The following is an 18,949-nucleotide window of genomic DNA, read 5'->3' as shown; positions in this document are numbered from 1 at the left end:
TTCGGAGCGATCGTAGCCCGCGCGGAATGGGGCGGCTCGCCTGGGCTGGCCCGGGGAAATGAGGCGCGCGGCCGGTCGGGCGGGTGCCACTATCCGGGTCATGTCCGCCGTCGATGCCGCGGTGACGGCCGCCACGTCACTGGGGGTGATCTGTACCGACCCGGTGGTGCTGCACGACCGCGCCAACGTGGTGATTCACCTGCGGCCGGCCGCGGTGATCGCCCGGGTGGCGACGCTGACGGCGCGTATCCGGCCGGGGGTGGCGTCGTGGTTCCGCCGGGACGCGCTGCTGGCCTCGCACGCCGCGGCCCGAGGGGTGCTGACGACCCGGCCGTTCGCGCCGGTGGTGACGGTGGACGGGTTCGCGGTCGGGCTGTGGCACCACGAGCCGCACGATTCGTCCTGTTCGGTGTCGCCGGACGACGCGGCCGCGCGGCTGTTCGAGCTGCACGTCGCGCTGGCGGACTACGCCGGGCCGTTGCCCCGATCGGGTCCGTGCGAGGACGTGCTGCGGGCGTTGCCGCTGGTGACGGCGCCGCCGTCGGTGCTGGCCGCGCTGACGGCGGAGGTCGAGCGGCTGCGCTCGGCGCTCGCGGCGTTTCCCGCCCGGCCGCTGCACGGGGACGCCCACCCGGGGAACCTGCTGGCTACACCGGCCGGGCTGATGTGGAACGACTTCGAGGACACCTGGCGCGGACCGCTGGGCTGGGACCTGGCCTGCCTGGCGACGTCGGGACGGATCGACGGGGCGGCGGCCGTGGCGGCTTATCCGGAGCCGGTGCCCGCCGAGGAGCTGGCGGCGTGTGTCGAGCTGCGTGAGCTGCTCGGCGTGGTGTGGCGGTTCGTGCTCGCGGACCGCTTCCCGGCGGAACACGCGCGGGCGGAGGCGGACCTGGAGCGCTGGCTGGCGCGGCGTTAGCGCCGGGCCAGCACCGACCGGAACGCGGCGATCGTGTCGCGCAGGATCTCCTCCCCCGGGCGCTCCCACAGCTCGGCGTTGAAGACCTCCACCTCTATCGGGCGGGAGTAGCCCGTCGCCAGCACGGCCTCGACCAGGGCGGCGAAGTCGACGTGGCCGCTGCCGGGGAGACCCCGTCCGACCAGCACGTCCGCCGGTAGCGGCACCACCCAGTCGGCCAGCTGGAACGACGCGATGCGGTCGCCCGCCTCGGCTATCAGCTCGAGGACCCGTTCGTCCCACCACACGTGGTAGGTGTCCAGCGTGATCCCCACCGCCTCCGGCGGGAACGGGTCGCACAGGGCCAGCGCGCCGGCCAGCGACGACACCACGCTGCGGTCCGCGCAGAACATCGGGTGCATCGGCTCCACCGCCAGCGTCACCCCCACCGCCAGCGCGTGTGGGGCCAGCGCCTCCAGGCCGGCGGCCACCCGGGCACGTGCTCGCACCAGCGACCGGTCGAACAGGCCCCCGCACACCAGCACCAGCGCCGGGGCGCCGAGCGCGGCCGCCTCGTCCAGCGCCCGGCGGTTGTCGTCCAGCCAGCGGTCGGCGCCGAAGAAGCCACCCCGGCACAACGAGGTCACCGACAGGCCCGCGTCCCGCACCAGTGCCGCCGAGCGGGCCAGGCCGTACTCCGCCACCGGTTCGCGCCACAGGCCCACGTGCCGCACGCCTGCCGCCGCGCAGCCCTTCACCACGTCCACCAGCGGCCAGTACTTCGCCGTGGCCTGGTTGAAGGAGAGCTCGGTCACTGGGGCACCCCCGCCACCGCGAAGAACGACCTCGCCCGCGCCGCCGCCAGGTCCGCGTGCGGCAGCAGGCCCGCCTCGTCGGCCAGCACCAGCAGCCTCGCCAGGTGCGTCACCGACCGGCCGGACTGCGCCCCGCCGACCATCGTGAAGTGCGACTGGTGACCGGAAAGCCAGGACAGGAACACGATGCCCGTCTTGTAGTACCGCGTCGGCGCGCCGAACAGGTGGCGGGCGAGCGGAACCGTCGGGTCCAGCAACGCGTGGAAGCCGTCCACCGACCCCCTGTCCAGCTCCGCCAGCGCCGGGGTGACCGCGGGCGCGATGGCCGCGAACACCCCCAGCAGCGCGTCCGAGTAGCCCTGGTCGTCGCCCGCGATCAGGTCCGGGTAGTTGAAGTCGTCACCCGTGTACATGCGGACGCCGGCCGGCAGCCTGCGCCGGAACGCCACCTCGAAGTCCGCGTCCAGCAGGGACAGCTTGATGCCGTCCACCTTGGCCGAGTGGTCCTTCAGCAGTGCCAGGACGGTGTCCGCCGCCGTGTCCGGGTCCGTGGCACCCCAGTAGCCGGCCAGCGCGGGGTCGAACATCGGACCCAGCCAGTGCAGCAGGACCGGTCTGTCCACTTCGGACAGCAACGTCGAGTACACCGACACGTAGTCGTCCGCGCCGGCCGCCGCCGCGGCCAGGTGGCGACTGCACATGAGCACGGGAACCGCGCCCGACGAGACCACGTCCGCCAGCTGTTCCCGGTACGCGTCGAGGATCTGCGCCACCGTCGCCGGGCCGTCGAGCTGGTCGGTCGCCACGCCCGCGACGATCCGGCCGCCTACCGACCGGGCCTCGGACGCACTGCGCCGCACCAGCTCCCGCACCGCCGGGTAGTCCAGGCCCATCCCCCGCTGTGCGGTGTCCATGGCCTCCGCCACGCCCAGCCCGTGCCGCCACAGATGATGCCGGAACGACAGCGTCGCGTCCCAGTCCAGCACCGCCGGGGCACCGGGGACGTTCTCCGCCAACGGGTCCGCCACCACGTGCGCCGCGGCGTACGCGACCCTGCTCGTCGCGGAGGCGCTGCCGGCACGCGGCACGGCGCCGCCTCTCAGCTCATAGCGCTCCCCGCCGGGGAGCACGATGGAACTCACGACGACAGCTCCGGTATCTCGATCCGCCGGCCCTCACGCGCGGCGCGAAGGCCCAGCTCGGCCAGCTGCACACCCCGTGCGGCGGCGGCGAAGTCCCACGGGAACGGCTCGCCCACGTACACGTGCCGCAGGAAACGCTCCCACTGCACGCGGAAACCGTTGTCGAACGGCTCGTTGTCCGGCACCTCCGCCCAGTCCCCCCGGCCGTCCACGCCCGCCGGCGCGTCCGGGTCCCAGACGGCCATCGGCGTGGCGATCCTGGACTGGGCACGGCAGCGGCGCAGCCCCGCGACCGCCGTGCCGTGGGTTCCGTCCACCTGGAACTCGACCAGCTCGTCACGGAACACCCTGACACACCAGGACGAGTTGAACTGCGCGATCACCCCGCCGTCCAGCTCGAAGATCGCGTACGCGGCGTCGTCGGCCGTCGCGGTGTACTCCTCGCCCTTCTCGTCCCAGCGTTTCGGGATGTGTGTACGGATCGTGGCCTGCACCGCGCGCACGGGACCGAACAGGTTCTCCAGCACGTAGTGCCAGTGCGGGAACATGTCCAGCGCCACGCCGCCGCCGTCCTCGGCACGGTAGTTCCAGGACGGCCGCTGCGCGCGCTGCCGGTCGCCCTCGAACACCCAGTAGCCGAACTCCGCGCGGACGGACAGGACCCGGCCGAAGAAGCCGTCGTCGACAAGGCGCTTCAGCTTTCGCAGGCCCGGCAGGAAGATCTTGTCCGCCACCACGCCGTTGCGCACCCCGGCCGCGACCGCCGCACGCGACAGGTCCATGGCGCCCACGACGTCCATGGCCAGCGGCTTCTCGGTGTAGATGTGCTTGCCGGCGTCGATCGCCGTCTTGATCGCCTTCTCGCGCCGCTGGGTGGTGAGGGCGTCGAAGTAGATCTCCACGTCGTCGCGGGCCAGCGCGGCGTGCAGGTCCGTCGTCCAGTCCGAAAGGCCGTGCCGCGCGGCGATCTCGGCGAGCCGTCGCTCGTTGCGGCCGACCAGCACCGGCTCCGGCCACAGCACCGTGCCGTCGGGCAGCGGAAGGCCGCCGTCGGCGCGGATGGCCAGGATCGAGCGGACCAGATGCTGCCGGTAGCCCATGCGTCCGGTCACGCCGTTGAGCACGATGCCGATCGACCTACGGGACATGTGGTTCTCCTAGTGGTGAGACTCGTGTGCGCCGAGCAGTTCGCGGATCTCGCGGGTGAGCGCGCCGAACCTGGGGTCGGTCATCACCTGCGCGTACTCCCGTTCCGGCGGCAGGTCGACGGGGAGCGTGCGTACCAGCCGGCCCGGTCGCGGGCTCATCACCTCCACCCGGGTGCCGAGGAACACCGCCTCGGCGATGGAGTGCGTGACCAGCAGGACCGTCGTCCCGGTCGCCCGCCAGATCTTGTTCAGCTCGGCGTTGAGCTGCTCCCGCGTCAGCGCGTCGAGCGCGCCGAACGGCTCGTCCATGAGCAGCACCGGCGGCTCGTGCAACAGCGCGCGGCACAGCGCGACCCGCTGCTGCATCCCGCCGGAGAGCTCGTGCGGCAACGCCCTCTCGAACCCGGTCAGGCCGGTCAGCTCGATCAGCTCGTCGGCCCGGCGCGCGGCCTTCGCCTTGTCCATGCCACGCATCTCGGCCTGCAGCAGGATGTTCTTGCGCACGCCCCGCCACTCCAGCAGCGCCGCGCGCTGGAACGCGAACCCGATGTTCTGCTGCGGCTTGGTGACCGCCGCCCCGAACAGCGAGATGGTGCCCTCGGTCGGCTTCACCAGCCCGGCGACGGACTTGAGCAGGGTGGACTTGCCGCAACCGGACGGGCCGACGATCGAGATGAACTCGCCGGCCTCGATCCGCATGCTGACGCCGGTGAGTGCCGTGGTGGTCGCCCGCTTGGAACGGAACCGCACCGACACGCCGTCGATGTCGACGGCGGTCCCGGAAAGTACCGTGCCGCGCACGCCCGTCATGACCCGTCGGCCTTCGCGAAGCTGCCGTTCCAGTACTTCGACGGGGCACCGGCGTCCTTCAGGCCGGCGTTCGTGGCCATGATGTCGATGGTGTCGCGCCACTGCTTGTCGGTGTTGACCCCCGGCGCGCCGGCGGTCTCGACCTGCAGCAGGGGAACGGCGAGCTTGAGCTGCTTGACGAGCACCTCCTCGGGTGGCTCGTTCTCCGCCAGCTCGACCATCGCCTTCGCGGCGTCCTCCGGGTGCTTCGACGCCTCCGCCCACGACTTCTGCGTGGCACGCACGAACTTGGCCACCAGGTCCTTCTTGGCCGACAGTGTCTCGTCGCTCGCCACGATGCCGAGGCCGAGCATGTTCAGGCCGGAGTCGGCGAAGAGCAGGTGGTCGACCTTCTTGCCGGTCTTGTTCTCGATGGTCGGGCCCTGGTCGTGGAAGAAGCCCATGATCGCGTCGACCTGCCCGGCCGCGAGCTGGGCGATCTTGTTGGCGGCGTCCATGTTCACGACGGTGACGTCGGACGGTTGCATGCCGTTCGCGGCCAGCAGCGCGGGGAACGACGCGTACATCGCGTCACCCGGCGTGCCACCGATCTTCTTGCCCCTGAGGTCCTTGATGGACCTGAAGTTCTTCTCGGCGAGGAACTCGATGGACGCCGGCCCCTTCTGCAGGAACACACCGAGGCTCTTGACCGGCATGCCGGTGCCGATGGCGTTCAGCAGCGGCGGGGTGTCCGCCCAGCCGAACATGGTCTGGCCCTGCGCGACGGCCTTGATCGTGGTGCCGGAGCCGCTGCCCGGCTGGACCCGCAGGTCGATGCCCTCGTCGGCGTAGTAGCCCTTCTCGATGCCGTAGTAGAACGGCGCGTGCTCGCCGTAGGGCACCCAGTTCAGGGTGAAGGTGACCGTCTCCTTAGGACCGGTGCCGCCGGAGTTCGTCGAGCCGCTGTTCCCCTGCTGTCCGCTCGGGGCGCAGCCGGCCAGCAGCGCGGCCGCGAACATGGCTGTGAGTAAGCGCTTCATGAGTTGTCCCTTCGGAAAAGCCTGCGGAGTGTCCATCGGCTCAGGAGGTCGTGAGTGGGGTGGCGGACCGGCGACTGGCGTGCCAGGGGATGAGGATGGCCTCGAGCACCTCGATGACCACGAACAGCAGGATGCCGATGAGCGACATGAGGATCAGCGCGGCGAACAGCAGCGGTGCGTCGAGGTTCCCGTTGGCGATCATCAGCTCGTAGCCGAGTCCCTCGTTGGCACTGACGAACTCGCCGACCACCGCGCCGACCACGGCGAGCGTCACCGCCACCTTCAGTCCGGCCATCAGATGGGGCAGCGCGTTGGGGAACCGGATCTTGCGGAACGTCTGCCACCGGCTGGCGCCCATCGTCGACGACAGTTCCAGCAGCTCGGGGTCGGTCGAGCGGAGGCCGGCGACCCCCGAGACGACGACCGGGAAGAACGCGATCAGCACCGCCAGGATGATCTTCGAGGCGAGACCGTTGCTGAACCACACCACGACCAGCGGCGCGATCGCGATCTTGGGGATCACCTGTGCGAACAGGACTATCGGGTAGAGCGTCCGCTCCATCGTCCTCGAGTACGCGATGGCGACGGCCGTGGCGAGGCCGAGCACGCCCGCGAGCAGGAAGCCGACCACCGTCTCGTAGAACGTGACGTAGGAGTGGTACATCAGCGACGACCAGTCCTGGATCGTCCGGTCCCACACCGCCTTCGGCGTCGGCACGAGATAGGGCTTCACCCACCCGGCCGCGGTGACGACCCACCACGCCACGAAGATGAGCGCCAGCAGCAACGCGGGCCGCCACAGCGAGTCGAGGAACTTCACGAGGCGCGCGCCGACCGTGACGTCCGGTACCGGCTCCGGCGCCTGCCTCGCCGGCTTCGCTCGTGCTTCGTCTGAGGTCACCATGCTTGACACCTGATGCCGCCACCTTCTAGTTCTCAACCGAACTCGAACCAGTCGAAGTTGAACAGGTCTCCGGTCCCGCCCCTGGCCACGAGGAAAAGCTCCTGTGTGACACCGGGATCGGCGACCGGGGCCGTGACGACGGTCCAGTTCTGGCCGCCGCCCGTCACCGGGACCGGCACACTGCCGAGCAGCGGGCCGGCCGGGTTTCCTTGCCGTATTTCGACCGTGCCGCCGGTCGTGCCGCTGGCGACGCGGAAGCTCAGGCTGGACACGCCTTTCAGGTTCACCGGCGCGAAGCTCAGCCAGTCCCCGTCGGAGATCCCGCCGACCAGGCCCGCGCCGTTGCCCTCGCTGTTGTTGACCACCCTGGTGCCGCTCTGGCGGCTGTAGTGCTCGGCCTCCTTGTGCCGCGGCTGCAGGGTGACGCGGTCGGTCGCGGTCAGTGCCGGGTCACCGGTGTCGGTGTAGCTCGCGTCGAGCACGTAGGTCAGGTTGTCCTTCGGCGCGTGGCCGGCGACGATCGCCGGTGTCAGTTCCCCCGCACAGCCACGGTTCTGGGTGACCGGATGGACCTGCCGCATGTGCCCGACCCCACCCCTGGTCAGCGGCAGGTCGCAGTCGACCTCGGCGTCCGGGTCGGTCACGTCGAGGGCGTAGGGCACCGGCACGCCCCAGTCGAAGACCTGGCCCTCCACCGGGCCGGTGATCTCGAGCCTCGGCGCGGTGTTGCCGACCATCACCTGGACGTTGGTCGCCGAGGTGGCGCCGGTCGGGTCGGTGACGACCAGCCGCGCCAGGTGCGTGCCGTTCGAGCCGAACGTGTGGGTCGGGTTGGCGGCCGTCGAGTCGGTAGTCCCGTCGCCGTCGAAGTCCCACGCGTAGGTGAGGGCCTGGTTGTCCGGATCCGTTGACTGGCTGGCGAAGCGGACGTTCAGCGGCGCGTGGCCGGACGACGGGGTCGCGGTGGCTCTGGCGATCGGCGCCCGCTCCCCCGGCCGCAGGTAGTCGAGGCGGTAGATGCCCGAGTCCCAGTTGGGGTCGCCGCGGCCGGAGCCGCCGTAGTTGGTGCCCCACTCGATGAGGTACAGCGCGCCGTCCGGGCCGATCTCCATGTCGATCGGCCGCAGGAACGTGCCGTGCGGCAGGAACCTGTTGACCGAGAAGGCGTTGCCGGCGTCGTCCTTCTTGACCTCGAAGATCGCGTTGCGGGTCCAGTCGGCGATGAACGTCGTGTTGTCGTAGTACGCCGGGAGTTTCGACTCCGAGTCGAGGTCCGGGTCGTAGTGGTAGGTCGGACCGCCGACGGCGAGCCGGCCGCCCGTGCCCAGCTCGGGCCACTCGTCGCTCACCCGGTACGGGTAGGGCAGCCATGCCGGCTGCACGGGCGGAAGCCTGGTGATGCCCGTGTTGTTGGGGGAGTTGTTGGTGGGGCCGCCGTCGCAGTCGTAGGGCTGGCCGGGCGTGCCGGTCGCGAAGTCGTACTCGACGTACGGGCGGTTCCTGCCGATGCACAGCGGCCAGCCGAAGTTGCCGGGCGCCTTCGCGATGTTGAACTCGTCGTAGCCCATCGGGCCGCGGGCCGGGTTGTCGTCCTGCGCGTCCGGGCCGACCTCGCCCCAGTACACCCAGTCGTTCGTGCGGTCGATGTGCAGGCGGTACGGGTTGCGCAGGCCCATCACCCAGATCTCGGGGCGGGTCTTCTCGGTGCCGGGCGGGAACAGGTTCCCCGGCGGAACCGTGTACGTGCCGTCGTTCTCCGGGTGGATGCGGAGGATCTTGCCGCGCAGGTCGTTGGAGTTGGCCGAGGTGCGCTGCGCGTCCTGGTTCTCGCGGCCCGGGCGCTCGTCGATCGGGGCGTAGCCCTCGCAACACGGGTCCGTGTTGTCGCCGGTGGCGAGGTACAGGTTGCCCCGGCTGTCGAAGTCCATCCCGCCGCCCTCGTGGGCGTTGATCTCGCGCTGGGAGAAGAACTCCAGCAGGACCTTCTCGTTCCGGACGGTGTTGGTGAACTCGTCGAAGGTGACCCGCGACAGGCGGTTCACGTTCTTGGTCCGCGGCGAGTAGTAGACGTAGACGTAGCCGTTCTTCGCGAAGTTCGGGTCGAGTGCGAAGCCGTGCATGCCGTGGGTCTGCAGGACGAACGCGTCGAACCTGCCGGCCTCGAAGGTGTGGCCGGCCCTCGGGTCGTAGACGTTCAGCTGGCCGGCGCGCTGGATGTAGAAGACGCGGCCCTTGTTGTCGACCTCGAGCTGCAACGGGTCGTCGGTGTCGGGTTCGAGGAGGGTCTTCTGCCAGCGGTCGTCCTCGGTGGGGCCGCAGTCGCCCTTCGCCGCGCCGGCCGCCCACTCGATGCCGCCAAGGATGTGGCTGCGGAACTCCGCGTCGCGGTAGGCGGCCGCGTCGTGGCCGAGGCCCGTGTACCAGGACCGGCCGCCGTCGAAGTTCTGGCACCACGCGATGGGGTGGTCAGCGCCCATGGTGTGGCCGGTGTAGGCGCGGGTGTCGTAGCTGGCGAGGACGTGCACGCTGCCACGCGGGTTGGTGCGGAAGTCGTACGGCTCCTCGGTCCGCGCCCAGTCCCGCGGCAGGTCCCTGGTCGACGGGTGGACACGGTCGTCCACCTGGATCCTGACGGGCTGGACGGCCGGGTGCTTGTCGAAGAAGGCGCCGACCAGCTGGCCGTACCAGGCCCAGTCGTACTCCGTGCCGCTGGCGGAGTGGATGCCGGCGTAGCCGCCGCCGCGACGGATGTAGCGCTCGAACGCGGCACGCTGGTCGGCGGTGAGGATCGCGCCGTCACGGCCGTTGGTGTTGTTGAAGACGACAGCCTGGAAGGGAGCCAGGCCGCCGTCCGTGAAGACCCCCGCGTCATCGGTGACGGTGACGTCGAAGCCATTCTCCTCACCCAGCTCGACGATCGCCTGCTGACCAGCCGGAATCGAGTCATGGAAGTACCCGTTGACCTTGGAGAACACCAGCACCGCGAACCGAGCCTGAGCCGTCGCGACCGGCCCCGCAACACCCCCGACAACCAACGACACACACAACGCGATCACATAGCTCCGGGTCCTCACGAGTCCTCCCGCCATGGGCGACACTGCCAGGCAAGCGCTTTCCCAGGACTCTATTTGCCTGAACCAGTCCCCGGCAAGGCCTTTCCCACGACCACCAACAACAGCCCCCATCACCCCCAACCCCCGCGAGTCCCGCACCCAAACACACCGAGTCCCGCGCTCACGCACACCGAGTTACGGGTTCACGCACACCGAGTTCCGGTTTCGTGCAGACCGCCACGTGCACGAACCCGCAACTCACCACGGCCGAACGCGGGACTCACCATGACCAAACGCGGGACTCACCATGCCTGAACGCGGGACTCGCGACCACCGGGGCCCGCAACCCCCGCGCGAGTCCCGCGCTCGAACACACCGAGTCCCGCGTTCACGCACACCGAGTCCCGCGTTCGGGCACATCGAGTTGCGGGGTCGGGCATACCGAGTTGTGGGGTTGGGCAGGCGGGTGGGGTCAGTCGAGTTGGTACGTGTTGAGTAGGCCGCACATGCCGAGTCGGCCCTGCTCGTCCGGCGCCTGCTTCGCGGTGACGCGGGATTCCCGCAGGTGGGCGGGGTCGTTGTCGATCAGTGCGGCGAGTTGTCGGCCGGTCCGCGCCGCGGCCTCGTGGGCGCCGCCTTCCCAGCGCTCGTGCCAGCCCGCGAGGAGCGGACGCTTGAGCTTCGTGGCGGCCGCGTAGAACTCGTCGAGGATGCCGTTCTTCCTGATCTCGTGGAAGCCCTGGACGGCGAGGTCGCGGCGACGGTAGGCGGCGGTGATGTCGGCGCCGGGGGCGCCGCCGCCCGGGAGCGTGGCGGCCTCGGCGTAGCGGTCGGGGTCCCGGACGACGTCGAGCGGGAAGGTCAGGACCGCGTCGCCGGCCTCGGGGAGGCCGGAGTTGCTCATGAGCACGGTGATCTCCAGGCCGCCGTGGTTGACCAGGCGGTGGACGGTGCCGGGGGTGAACCAGAGGACCGTGCCCGGTTCGAGGTCGTGCTCCGCGAAGCCGTCCTGGCCGGTGAGGGTCTGGACCGCGCCCAGGCCGCCGGTGACGACGTACGCCTCGGTGCAGCAGAGATGAAGGTGCGGGGTACCGCCTCGGAGGCCGTCCGGTGCCACCGTGTCGTATACGGAGAGTTTCGAGACGCCTACCGCGCCCGGGAGTGGATCACGCATCGATACCCCTCGGCGTGGCGGCCTTGCTGTTGCGGGGCCGCACAATGGACACTGGCGGTAATCACGCCGGTCAGGCGCAAGGAAAGGGCTTTCCCTCTTGTTAACCTGACGCTAGGTGGACAAAGGGTTAGGTGTCAAACATCGGAGGTCTCGGCATGGCGACGCTTGCCGATGTCGCTCGTCGGGCCGGCGTGTCCGCGGCAACCGTGTCACGCATCGTGAACGGTAGCCCCAAGATCGTGTCGGACGACTTGCGCGAACGGGTGCTCCGTGCGGTCCAGGAGTTGCAGTACGTGCCCAACGCGCACGCGCAGCTGCTGGCCCGCTCGCACCGCACGACCGTCGGCGTGATCGTGCACGACGTGTCCGACCCGTACTTCGCGGAGATCACGCGCGGCCTGCAGCGGGTGGCGTCCGAGCAGGGCCGCCTCGTGATCATCTGCAACTCCTACCGGGATCCCGATCGTGAGCTCGAGTACGTGGAGCTGCTGCGGGCGCACCAGGTCGAGGCCATCATCCTGGCGGGCTCCGGGTACCACGACCCGACGTTCACGAAGTCACTGAACGCCAAACTCGCTGCGTACATGGCGACCGGCGGGCGCGTGTCGGTGGTGGGCCGGCACAAGCTGGCGGGCGACGCGGTCATGCCGGCGAACGAGGAGGGCGGGTACCTGATCGGGTCGGCGGTGTTCGAGCTGGGGCACCGCCACGTCGGTGTGGTGGCCGCGCCGAAGCAGCTGACCACGACGACCGACCGCCTGGCCGGGCTGCGCCGGGCCGCGCGGGACTACCGCCGCACCCTGCCCGCGCGCCGGATCGAGTACGCCGAGTTCGACCGCGACGGAGGCGCCGCGGCGACGGAGGCACTGCTGGACGCGGACCCCCGACTTACCGCGATCGTGGCACTGAACGACTCGATGGCCATCGGCGCGCTGTCGGTCATCCGCGAACGCGGCCTGTCCGTCCCATCCGATGTTTCCGTGGTCGGCTTCGACGACATGCCCATCGCCAGGGACGTCACACCGCGGCTGACGACGGTCCGGCTACCACTGGTGGAGATCGGCGCGCGAGCGATCACCCTGGCACTGGAGGCACCCCGGCCATCACCGAGGGTGGAGGAGGCCGCGGCGGAGGTCATCCACCGCGAGTCCCTCGGCGCCCCCCGACCCGAATGACATCGCGAGTCCCGCGTTCACACATACCGAGTTGCCGTTTCGTGCCGATCTTGAACCCGCCCATATGCACGAACCCGCAGTTCGGTGTGCGCGAACGCGGGACTCGGTGTGTTTGAATGCGGGACTCGCGGGGTTAGACGGGGAGAATTGCGTACTGGCGTAGGCAAAGGTCGGGGTAGGTTACCGGGCCTCGGGGGCCGGGGACCTTGTCTATGTTGATGCCGGTTTCTGGGACGGCCAGTAGTTTGAAGCCGTCCAGCAGGCGGGTGGTCGCGTTCCAGAAGACGCCGGTTCCGGTGTAGGCGTCCATGAACTGTTCGGCCGTCCGCTCGGACGTCGTGGCTATGCATGCGGCCAGGCCGGACGTCTCGCGGTTGGCGACCTCCGCGGCCTCCGCGGCTGAGGACACCGGCAGTACGGTCACCGTCGCCTCGCGGGCCGAGTCCAGGGCCCACTCGTACCCGATCGGGTGGCTGTGTGGGGGCAGTGAGACCGCGATCCCCAGGCCCGCCAGCAGGGACTCCACGGACGGCAGCACCGACTCGTACACGGACGAGTGGATCAGCAGCAGGTTCAGGCGGTTGCACACGCCAAGGCGGTCGACGCTCCGCTTCACCAGGTCGAGCGCCGCCGGGATGTCCGCCTCGACATCCAGGTACAGCACACCGCCGCCGTCCGCGTGCGCCAGCGTCCGGACCCCGTGCCGCGCGGCCTCCTGGCCCAGCGTGCGGGTCGTCTCGCCGCTGCCCCGCAGGATCACCAGCGGGATGTGGGCCGGCTGGGACACCAGGGCGGCCGCCGCGGCCCGGTCCGGGGTCGGCACCAACTGGATGGCCGCCGGGTCGAGCGACACGTCCGACAGCGCCGGGGCGATCACGGACCGCAGCAGGGCCGTCGCTGAGCCGAGGGCGGCACCACCCGTCCGGAGAACGCCGGCGTTGCGGGACTTCACGAGCTGTGAGGCCACGTCGACCGTCACGTTCGGGCGGGCCTCGTAGTTCGCGCCGATCACGCCCACCGGACGCCTGCGCTCGTACAGCTTGAGCCCGTCCGGCAGGTCACGCACGAACGCCGACCGCGGCGGGTGGGGGGTCGAGGCCAGCAGCTCCAGCGCGGAGGCCATGGCGGACAGGCGTTCCGGCGTCAGCCGCAGGCGGTCCAGCAGGCCGGCGCTCATGCCGTCGGCCACCGCCGCCGACACGTCGGCCTCGTTCGCCGCCAGCAGGGCCGGGGTCGACGCCCGCAGGTGGCGGGCCATCGCGGACAGGGCGCCGTCGATCGCCGGGTCCGGGGCCGCCGCCAGTGCCGGCGCGGCCCGGTAGGCGGCCTGCGCACACGCGGAAACGGCAGCGGACACGGACTCGGACACCACGGTCATGGGTCAAGTCTGCCTCAACCCAGCAGCCACGCCGCCGCCAGGACCACCGCCCCCAGGCCGACGAAGAAGAACATCCCGACCCACACCCACCCGGGTGCCCCGGTCAGCCGCGCGAGCTGGTCGGCGTCCGAGTCCCGCGCCCGGCCCCGCCGCCGCTTGCGTTGCAGCTCGACGACCGGACGAACGCCCCCGAACAGCAGGAACCACGTGATCACGTGCGCGAACGCGGCCTGCACCAGCGGGGGTGTCCACCACGCGACGCCGAACAGCACCCCGCCGGTCAGCAGCACGGAGAAGAACCCGTACACGTTGCGCACCATCACGAGCACGCCGAGCAGCAGCAACCCGCAGACCACCAGCACCGCGGCCGTCCAACCCGCGCCGACGAGCGCGGCGAACACGAGCCCCAGCAGCGACGGCGCGAGGTAGCCGGCCATCGCGGTCGACACCATGCCGGGGCCGTACGGCTTGCCCCGCGTCAGCGTCAGGCCGGACGTGTCGGAGTGCAGCCGGATGCCGGACAGTCGCCGCCCGACGAGGACCGCCACGAGCGCGTGCCCCGCCTCGTGCACGATCGTGACCACGTTGCGCGCCGGCCGCCACAGCTCGCTGAACGAGACCACGGCCAGCGCGACCGCGCCGGTCACGAGCACGGTGGTACTGACCTGGCTGCCGAGCAAGTCCACGCGGACAGCTGATCACATTGCCGGTCGGATCGGTGTTACCTCGACGAGCCCGTCCTCGGGTCGCCAGCTGAACGGCCGCGCCAACGACCTCACGAACATCGACGTCGGCATCGCCCGCAGCAGCGCGTTCCTGGCCACGCGCGCCGGCGCCCACGACAGGTGGCCGACGAAGCCGCTCTGCGAGGACTTCCTGGCCATCGCCCGCGTGCGTGGCCGGCGCAGCTCGTCGTACCGGCGCAGCGCGGTGGCGAGGTCGGGCTGTGTCTCGACCGCGACGCACAGCGTGGCCGCGTCCTCAAGTGCCTGGCAGCCGCCCTGCCCGAGGTACGGGACCATCGCGTGCGCGGCGTCGCCGAGCAGCGCGACGGGGCCGCGCACGTAGGTCCCGAGCGGCGGCAGAGTGTGGATGTCGTGGCGCAGCACCAGCTCCTCGGTCGCGGCGGCGAGGACCGCCGGGATCGGCTCGCACCAGCCGGCGAAGCGTCGGCGCAGTTCGGCCAGCTCACCGTCGGAACTGTGCTGGCCCGGCTCGACGGCACCGGTGCCGTAGCAGTAGACCCTGTTGTCCGACATGGGAAACATGCCGAACACCGCGTTCGGTCCCCAGGTCTCGGCCCAGCTCGCGGTGCCGTCGACGGACGTCGGGCGCGGCAGGACCATTCGCCACGCGGTGTGCCCGGCGTACCGCGGTTCCGCCGGCGAGACAAACGCGCGGACCACGCTGTGCACGCCGTCGGCGCCGATGACGAGGTCGGCGGTCAGCTCGCCGCCGTCGTGGGACACCACGGCGCGCTCGCCCACGAGACGCACGCTCCGGACGCGGACGCCGGCCATGCGGGACGCCGCCGGCACGTGCCCGAGCAGCGCGGATCGCAGGTCGTGCCGGTGCGCGATGACCGCGCCGGCGGTGTGCGTGACGGCCTCGCCGGAGTCCATGCGCACGATCCAACGGCCGCGGTAGTCCCGCAGGCCGCCGGCCACCCCGATCCGCTCGCCGAGCTCCCCGGTGACCCCGACCGCGTTGAGCGCACGGAAAGCGTTGGGCCACAAGGAGATCGCCGACCCGGCGACGTCGAACCCGGCGGTCTGCTCCAGGACGGTGACGCCCCAGCCCCGCCTGTGCAGGCCGGCGGCGACGGCCAGCCCGCCGATGCCGCCACCCACGATCACCGCGTCCATCTCGCCCTCCTCTACAGCTGTAGTGACTCTACACCCGTAGAGTGCCGGTGTGACAGACCGCCGGACTGTGATCGCGGACGCGGCGATATCGACCATCGCCCGCGAGGGCCTGCGCGGGTTCACCCACCGCGCGGTGGACCGGACCGCCGGGCTGGCGGAGGGCTCCACGTCGTACTACTTCCGCACCCGTGAGGCGTTGTTGTTCGCCGCGGTCGCGCGGATGGCGGAGCTGGACACGCTCGACGTCGGCGACGTGCCGGAGCTGGGCGGGACGGTGGGCCTGGACACCCTGACGGACCTGGTGGCGGCGGTCGTCCGGGGGTGGCTGACCGACGGGCGGGAGCGGACGCTAGCCCGGTTCGAGCTGACCCTCGAGTCGACGCGGCGGCCGGCCCTGCGGGCGCGGATGCTGTCGTACGGCACGACGTTCCGGCTGATGGCGGAACGGATGATCGCGGCGGCGGGCGCGAGCGAACCCGGTCGCCGGGCACGAACGCTCGTCGCCCATCTGGACGGGTTGTTGCTGCACCAGCTGACCCGCGCCGGGACGGGTGAGCTGGACGATGTGGACCTGCGGTCCGCCTGCCGGGACCTTCTGGTGATGGCGCTGGCGTGACGCGCTGCCCTACGTTGATCCGGTGGAGCATGTGACCTACGAGGTCGCCGACCGCGTCGCGACCGTGACGCTGAACCGGCCGGAGGCCCGCAACGGATACACGGTGCGGATGTCCGACGAGCTGGCGGCGGCGTTCGACGAGGCCGACCGCGACCGCGCGGTGCGCGTGGTCGTGCTGACCGGCGCGGGCAAGGACTTCTGCGTCGGCGCGGACCTGTCGGCCGGTGGGCTCGACCTGCCCGGCGCGAACGAGGAGTGGGACGAGCCGGCCGGTCGCTGCTCGATGCGCGTCTTCACGATGAACAAGCCGGTCATCGCGGCGATCCGCGGCGCGGCCGTGGGCGCGGGCTCGACGATCATCCTGCCGGCGGACTACCGGCTGGCCTCGACCGACGCCCGGTTCGGCTTCGTGTTCTCGCGCCGCGGGCTGTACCCGGAGGGCGCGTCGACGTGGTTCCTGCCGCGGCTGGTCGGCCTGGGGCGCGCGCTGGACTGGATGGTGAGCGGCCGGGTCTTCGACGCGGCCGAGGCGCTGGCCGCGGGGATGGTGCACGCGCTGCACGAGCCGGACCAGGTGCTGGACCGCGCGTACGAGCTGGCCCGCGACCTGATCAGGAACACGGCCCCGGTGTCGGTCGCGGTGATCCGGAAGATGCTGTACCGGATGAGCCCGCTCGAGTCGCCGTTCCCCGTGCAGCGCCTGGACTCACGCCTGATCGCGGGCGCGGTGGACAGCCCCGACGCGGCCGAGGGCATCCTGTCGTTCCTCCAGCGCCGTGATCCACAGTGGACCGGCGAGGTGCCCGACGACCTGCCGCCGTACCTGCCCTGGTGATCAGGACCGAGGTGGCGTCCGGCGCCTGCCTCGCGTACGTTGTTGGCCAATCGCCAATAACGAAGTGGGCGTCCGAATGTCGTAAATGCCCAGTTCGGCATGGACGGGGCCGATCGGGAATGCCTACGATCACGCCCTACCTGGGGCCCGGCACGGCGCATCGGAGCGTGGCACATGAGTCAGACACCCTCCCAGTACTCGACGCTCTGTGCGGCGTTCCAGTCGTTCGTCGAGCAGAGTCCGGACGCGGTGATCATCCGCACCGTCGGGGGCGCGACCGAGATCACCTGGCGCGAGTGGGACCGACGCGTCCGCGAGCTCGCCGCCGGGCTCGCCGCCCTCGGCGTCAAGCGGGGTGACACGGTCGGGCTGATGGTCGCGAACCGGCCCGAGTTCCACCTGGCCGACGCCGCCGCGCTGCACCTCGGGGCCGCGCCCTTCTCGATCTACAACACCTCGGCGCCCGAGCAGATCTCCTACCTGTTCGAGAACGCCGGCAACAAGGTCGTGTTCTGCGACGAGCGGTTCCTCCCCCGCATCCAGGAACTAAGGGGCGGGGTGGAGCACATCGTCTGCGTCGACGACGTGTCCGATGTGGACGGTGTGCTGACGCTCGCCGACCTGGCGGCCAAGGGCGACCCCGACTTCGACTTCGACGCCGCGTGGCGGGCGGTCGAGCCGGAGGACCTCGCGACGATCATCTACACCTCCGGCACGACCGGGCCGCCCAAGGGCGTCGAGCTGACGCACGCCAACGTGATCGCCGAGACCGACGCGACGCGCGTCCTCTTCGACGCCACGCCGGGCGACCGGGTGCTGTCCTACCTGCCGGCCGCGCACATCGCCGACCGCGTGACCGGCCAGTACTTCGCGATCATGTACGGCATCCAGGTCACCTGCGTGCCGGACCTGAACAAGCTCGCCGAGGCACTCGCCGACACCCGGCCGAACTCGTTCTTCGCCGTGCCGAGGGTGTGGCAGAAGTTCAAGGCGGCCATCGACGCCGGGCTCGCCGCCGAGAAGAGCCCCGCCAAGCGCCGGATCGCCGACTGGGCCATCCAGACGGGCATCCGCGCCGCCCGCGCCGAGCTGTCGGGCGAGACCTCGTCCGTGCTGGCCATCCAGCACCGGGTCGCCGACCGGCTCGTGCTGTCCAAGCTGCGCCACCTGCTCGGCCTCGACCAGGCGACGGCCCCGGCGTCGGGCGCGTCGGCGATCGCGCCGGAGCTGCTGGAGTTCTTCTGGGGCCTCGGTATCCGCATCTACGAGGTGTGGGGCATGTCCGAGACGGGCGGCGCGACCACGGCGAACGCCCCCGGACAGACCAAGCTCGGCACGGTCGGCCGGGTGATGCAGGGCATGGAGGTCAAGCTGGCCGAGGACGGGGAGCTGCTGACCCGCGGCCCGTCGCTGATGCGTGGCTACCGCAACGCCCCGGACAAGACGGCGGAGGCCATCGACGCCGACGGGTGGCTGCACACCGGTGACATCGCGGAGATCGACTCGGGCGGCTACGTGCGGATCGTGGACCGCAAGAAGGAACTGATCATCAACGCGTCCGGTAAGAACATGTCGCCGTCGAACATCGAGAACTCGATCAAGGCGGCGACGTCGCTGGTCGGCCAGGTCGTCGCGATCGGCGACAACCGCCCGTACGTGGCGGCGATCGCGGTGCTCGACCCGGACGCGGCGGCGGCTTTCGCCCAGCAGCACGGGTTCGGCGGCGCGTCACCCGCGGAGCTGGTGGCCAACCCGGAAATCCGGGCCGCGGTCCTCAGGGGTGTCAAGGAGGGCAACGAGCGGCTGGCGCGCGTCGAGCAGGTCAAGCGCATCCGGCTGCTGCCGTCGACCTGGGAGCCGGGCGGTGACGAGCTGACCCCGACGATGAAGCTGCGCCGCAAGCCGATCACGGACAAGTACGCCCACGAGATCGACTCGCTCTTCGCGGACACCCCCGGCGAGGACGTGCTGCAGCCCTAGTGTCCCGCGCCGGGAATGCGGTGATCAAGTCGGTGGATCCAGGTTTCTGCTGGCAAGACGCCGGTTCGCCCTCGTACTGGGTCGTACTTGGGCGAACCGGCAACGCCGCCAGCAGGAAGCTGGGCCGCCGAATTAGT

The 18,949-nt window shown here is 70.8% G+C and carries 16 protein-coding genes; 5 read left to right on the top strand and 11 right to left on the bottom strand.

Going from position 1 to position 18,949, the window contains the following annotated elements; translation table 11 throughout:
* Positions 1 to 100 precede the first annotated feature (100 nt).
* A complete protein-coding gene (locus tag VET29_RS10645; RefSeq protein ID WP_324918445.1) occupies positions 101 to 919 on the top strand; it encodes a phosphotransferase family protein in 819 nt (272 codons plus the stop codon).
* Here the strand turns inward: VET29_RS10645 and VET29_RS10640 are convergent.
* From VET29_RS10640 to VET29_RS10605, 8 genes are all read right to left on the bottom strand, one after another.
* Positions 916 to 1,713, bottom strand: coding sequence for a sugar phosphate isomerase/epimerase family protein (locus VET29_RS10640; RefSeq protein ID WP_324918441.1), 798 nt, complete (start codon positions 1,711 to 1,713; stop codon positions 916 to 918). The genes VET29_RS10645 and VET29_RS10640 overlap by 4 nt on opposite strands.
* Positions 1,710 to 2,855: a dihydrodipicolinate synthase family protein gene (locus VET29_RS10635; protein WP_414636478.1), complete on the bottom strand. Its 1,146-nt coding sequence runs from the start codon at positions 2,853 to 2,855 to the stop codon at positions 1,710 to 1,712. Before VET29_RS10635 ends, VET29_RS10640 begins: the two co-directional genes overlap by 4 nt.
* Positions 2,852 to 4,003: a Gfo/Idh/MocA family oxidoreductase gene (locus VET29_RS10630; protein ID WP_324918438.1), complete on the bottom strand. Its 1,152-nt coding sequence runs from the start codon at positions 4,001 to 4,003 to the stop codon at positions 2,852 to 2,854. Before VET29_RS10630 ends, VET29_RS10635 begins: the two co-directional genes overlap by 4 nt.
* A gap of 9 nt (positions 4,004 to 4,012) precedes the next feature.
* Positions 4,013 to 4,813 (bottom strand): ABC transporter ATP-binding protein, encoded by an 801-nt coding sequence (locus VET29_RS10625; protein ID WP_324918434.1) that lies wholly within the window; start codon positions 4,811 to 4,813, stop codon positions 4,013 to 4,015.
* Positions 4,810 to 5,832: an ABC transporter substrate-binding protein gene (locus VET29_RS10620; RefSeq protein ID WP_324918431.1), complete on the bottom strand. Its 1,023-nt coding sequence runs from the start codon at positions 5,830 to 5,832 to the stop codon at positions 4,810 to 4,812. Before VET29_RS10620 ends, VET29_RS10625 begins: the two co-directional genes overlap by 4 nt.
* A 40-nt stretch (positions 5,833 to 5,872) precedes the next feature.
* Entirely contained in the window at positions 5,873 to 6,736 is an 864-nt protein-coding gene (locus tag VET29_RS10615) for an ABC transporter permease (protein ID WP_324918426.1), read from the bottom strand.
* Positions 6,737 to 6,768: 32 nt separating this feature from the next.
* A complete protein-coding gene (locus tag VET29_RS10610) occupies positions 6,769 to 9,810 on the bottom strand; it encodes a ThuA domain-containing protein (protein WP_324918423.1) in 3,042 nt (1,013 codons plus the stop codon).
* A 451-nt stretch (positions 9,811 to 10,261) separates the two neighbouring features.
* The gene (locus VET29_RS10605) at positions 10,262 to 10,963 is read right to left on the bottom strand and encodes a cupin (protein WP_324918420.1); all 702 of its coding nucleotides are present in this window, start codon (positions 10,961 to 10,963) and stop codon (positions 10,262 to 10,264) included.
* 155 nt (positions 10,964 to 11,118) lie between these two features.
* Here VET29_RS10605 and VET29_RS10600 point away from each other — a divergent pair, with 155 nt between their 5' ends.
* Positions 11,119 to 12,138, top strand: coding sequence for a LacI family DNA-binding transcriptional regulator (locus tag VET29_RS10600; RefSeq protein ID WP_324918413.1), 1,020 nt, complete (start codon positions 11,119 to 11,121; stop codon positions 12,136 to 12,138).
* A gap of 133 nt (positions 12,139 to 12,271) precedes the next feature.
* On the opposite strand, the gene VET29_RS10595 is transcribed toward VET29_RS10600, so the two are convergent.
* Genes VET29_RS10595 through VET29_RS10585 form a run of 3 tightly spaced genes read right to left on the bottom strand, consistent with a single transcriptional unit; the run spans position 12,272 to position 15,381 of the window.
* Entirely contained in the window at positions 12,272 to 13,516 is a 1,245-nt protein-coding gene (locus VET29_RS10595) for an aldehyde dehydrogenase family protein (protein WP_324918410.1), read from the bottom strand.
* A 14-nt stretch (positions 13,517 to 13,530) separates the two neighbouring features.
* Complete coding sequence (locus VET29_RS10590) at positions 13,531 to 14,202, bottom strand: M50 family metallopeptidase (protein WP_324918408.1); 672 nt, start codon at positions 14,200 to 14,202, stop codon at positions 13,531 to 13,533.
* Between the two features lie 12 nt (positions 14,203 to 14,214).
* Positions 14,215 to 15,381, bottom strand: coding sequence for an FAD-dependent monooxygenase (locus VET29_RS10585; RefSeq protein WP_324918404.1), 1,167 nt, complete (start codon positions 15,379 to 15,381; stop codon positions 14,215 to 14,217).
* 49 nt (positions 15,382 to 15,430) lie between these two features.
* Here VET29_RS10585 and VET29_RS10580 point away from each other — a divergent pair, with 49 nt between their 5' ends.
* From VET29_RS10580 to VET29_RS10570, 3 genes are all read left to right on the top strand, one after another.
* Complete coding sequence (locus VET29_RS10580; protein ID WP_324918401.1) at positions 15,431 to 15,997, top strand: TetR/AcrR family transcriptional regulator; 567 nt, start codon at positions 15,431 to 15,433, stop codon at positions 15,995 to 15,997.
* Between the two features lie 22 nt (positions 15,998 to 16,019).
* Positions 16,020 to 16,832, top strand: coding sequence for an enoyl-CoA hydratase-related protein (locus VET29_RS10575; protein ID WP_324918398.1), 813 nt, complete (start codon positions 16,020 to 16,022; stop codon positions 16,830 to 16,832).
* Between the two features lie 174 nt (positions 16,833 to 17,006).
* The gene (locus VET29_RS10570; protein ID WP_324918395.1) at positions 17,007 to 18,812 is read left to right on the top strand and encodes a long-chain fatty acid--CoA ligase; all 1,806 of its coding nucleotides are present in this window, start codon (positions 17,007 to 17,009) and stop codon (positions 18,810 to 18,812) included.
* The last annotated feature ends 137 nt before the right edge of the window (positions 18,813 to 18,949 follow it).

Origin of the sequence: Actinophytocola sp. (genome assembly GCF_035634895.1) — a bacterium.
Classification (GTDB): Bacteria; Actinomycetota; Actinomycetes; order Mycobacteriales; family Pseudonocardiaceae; genus Actinophytocola.
This window is presented reverse-complemented; position numbering and strand designations above follow the sequence as displayed.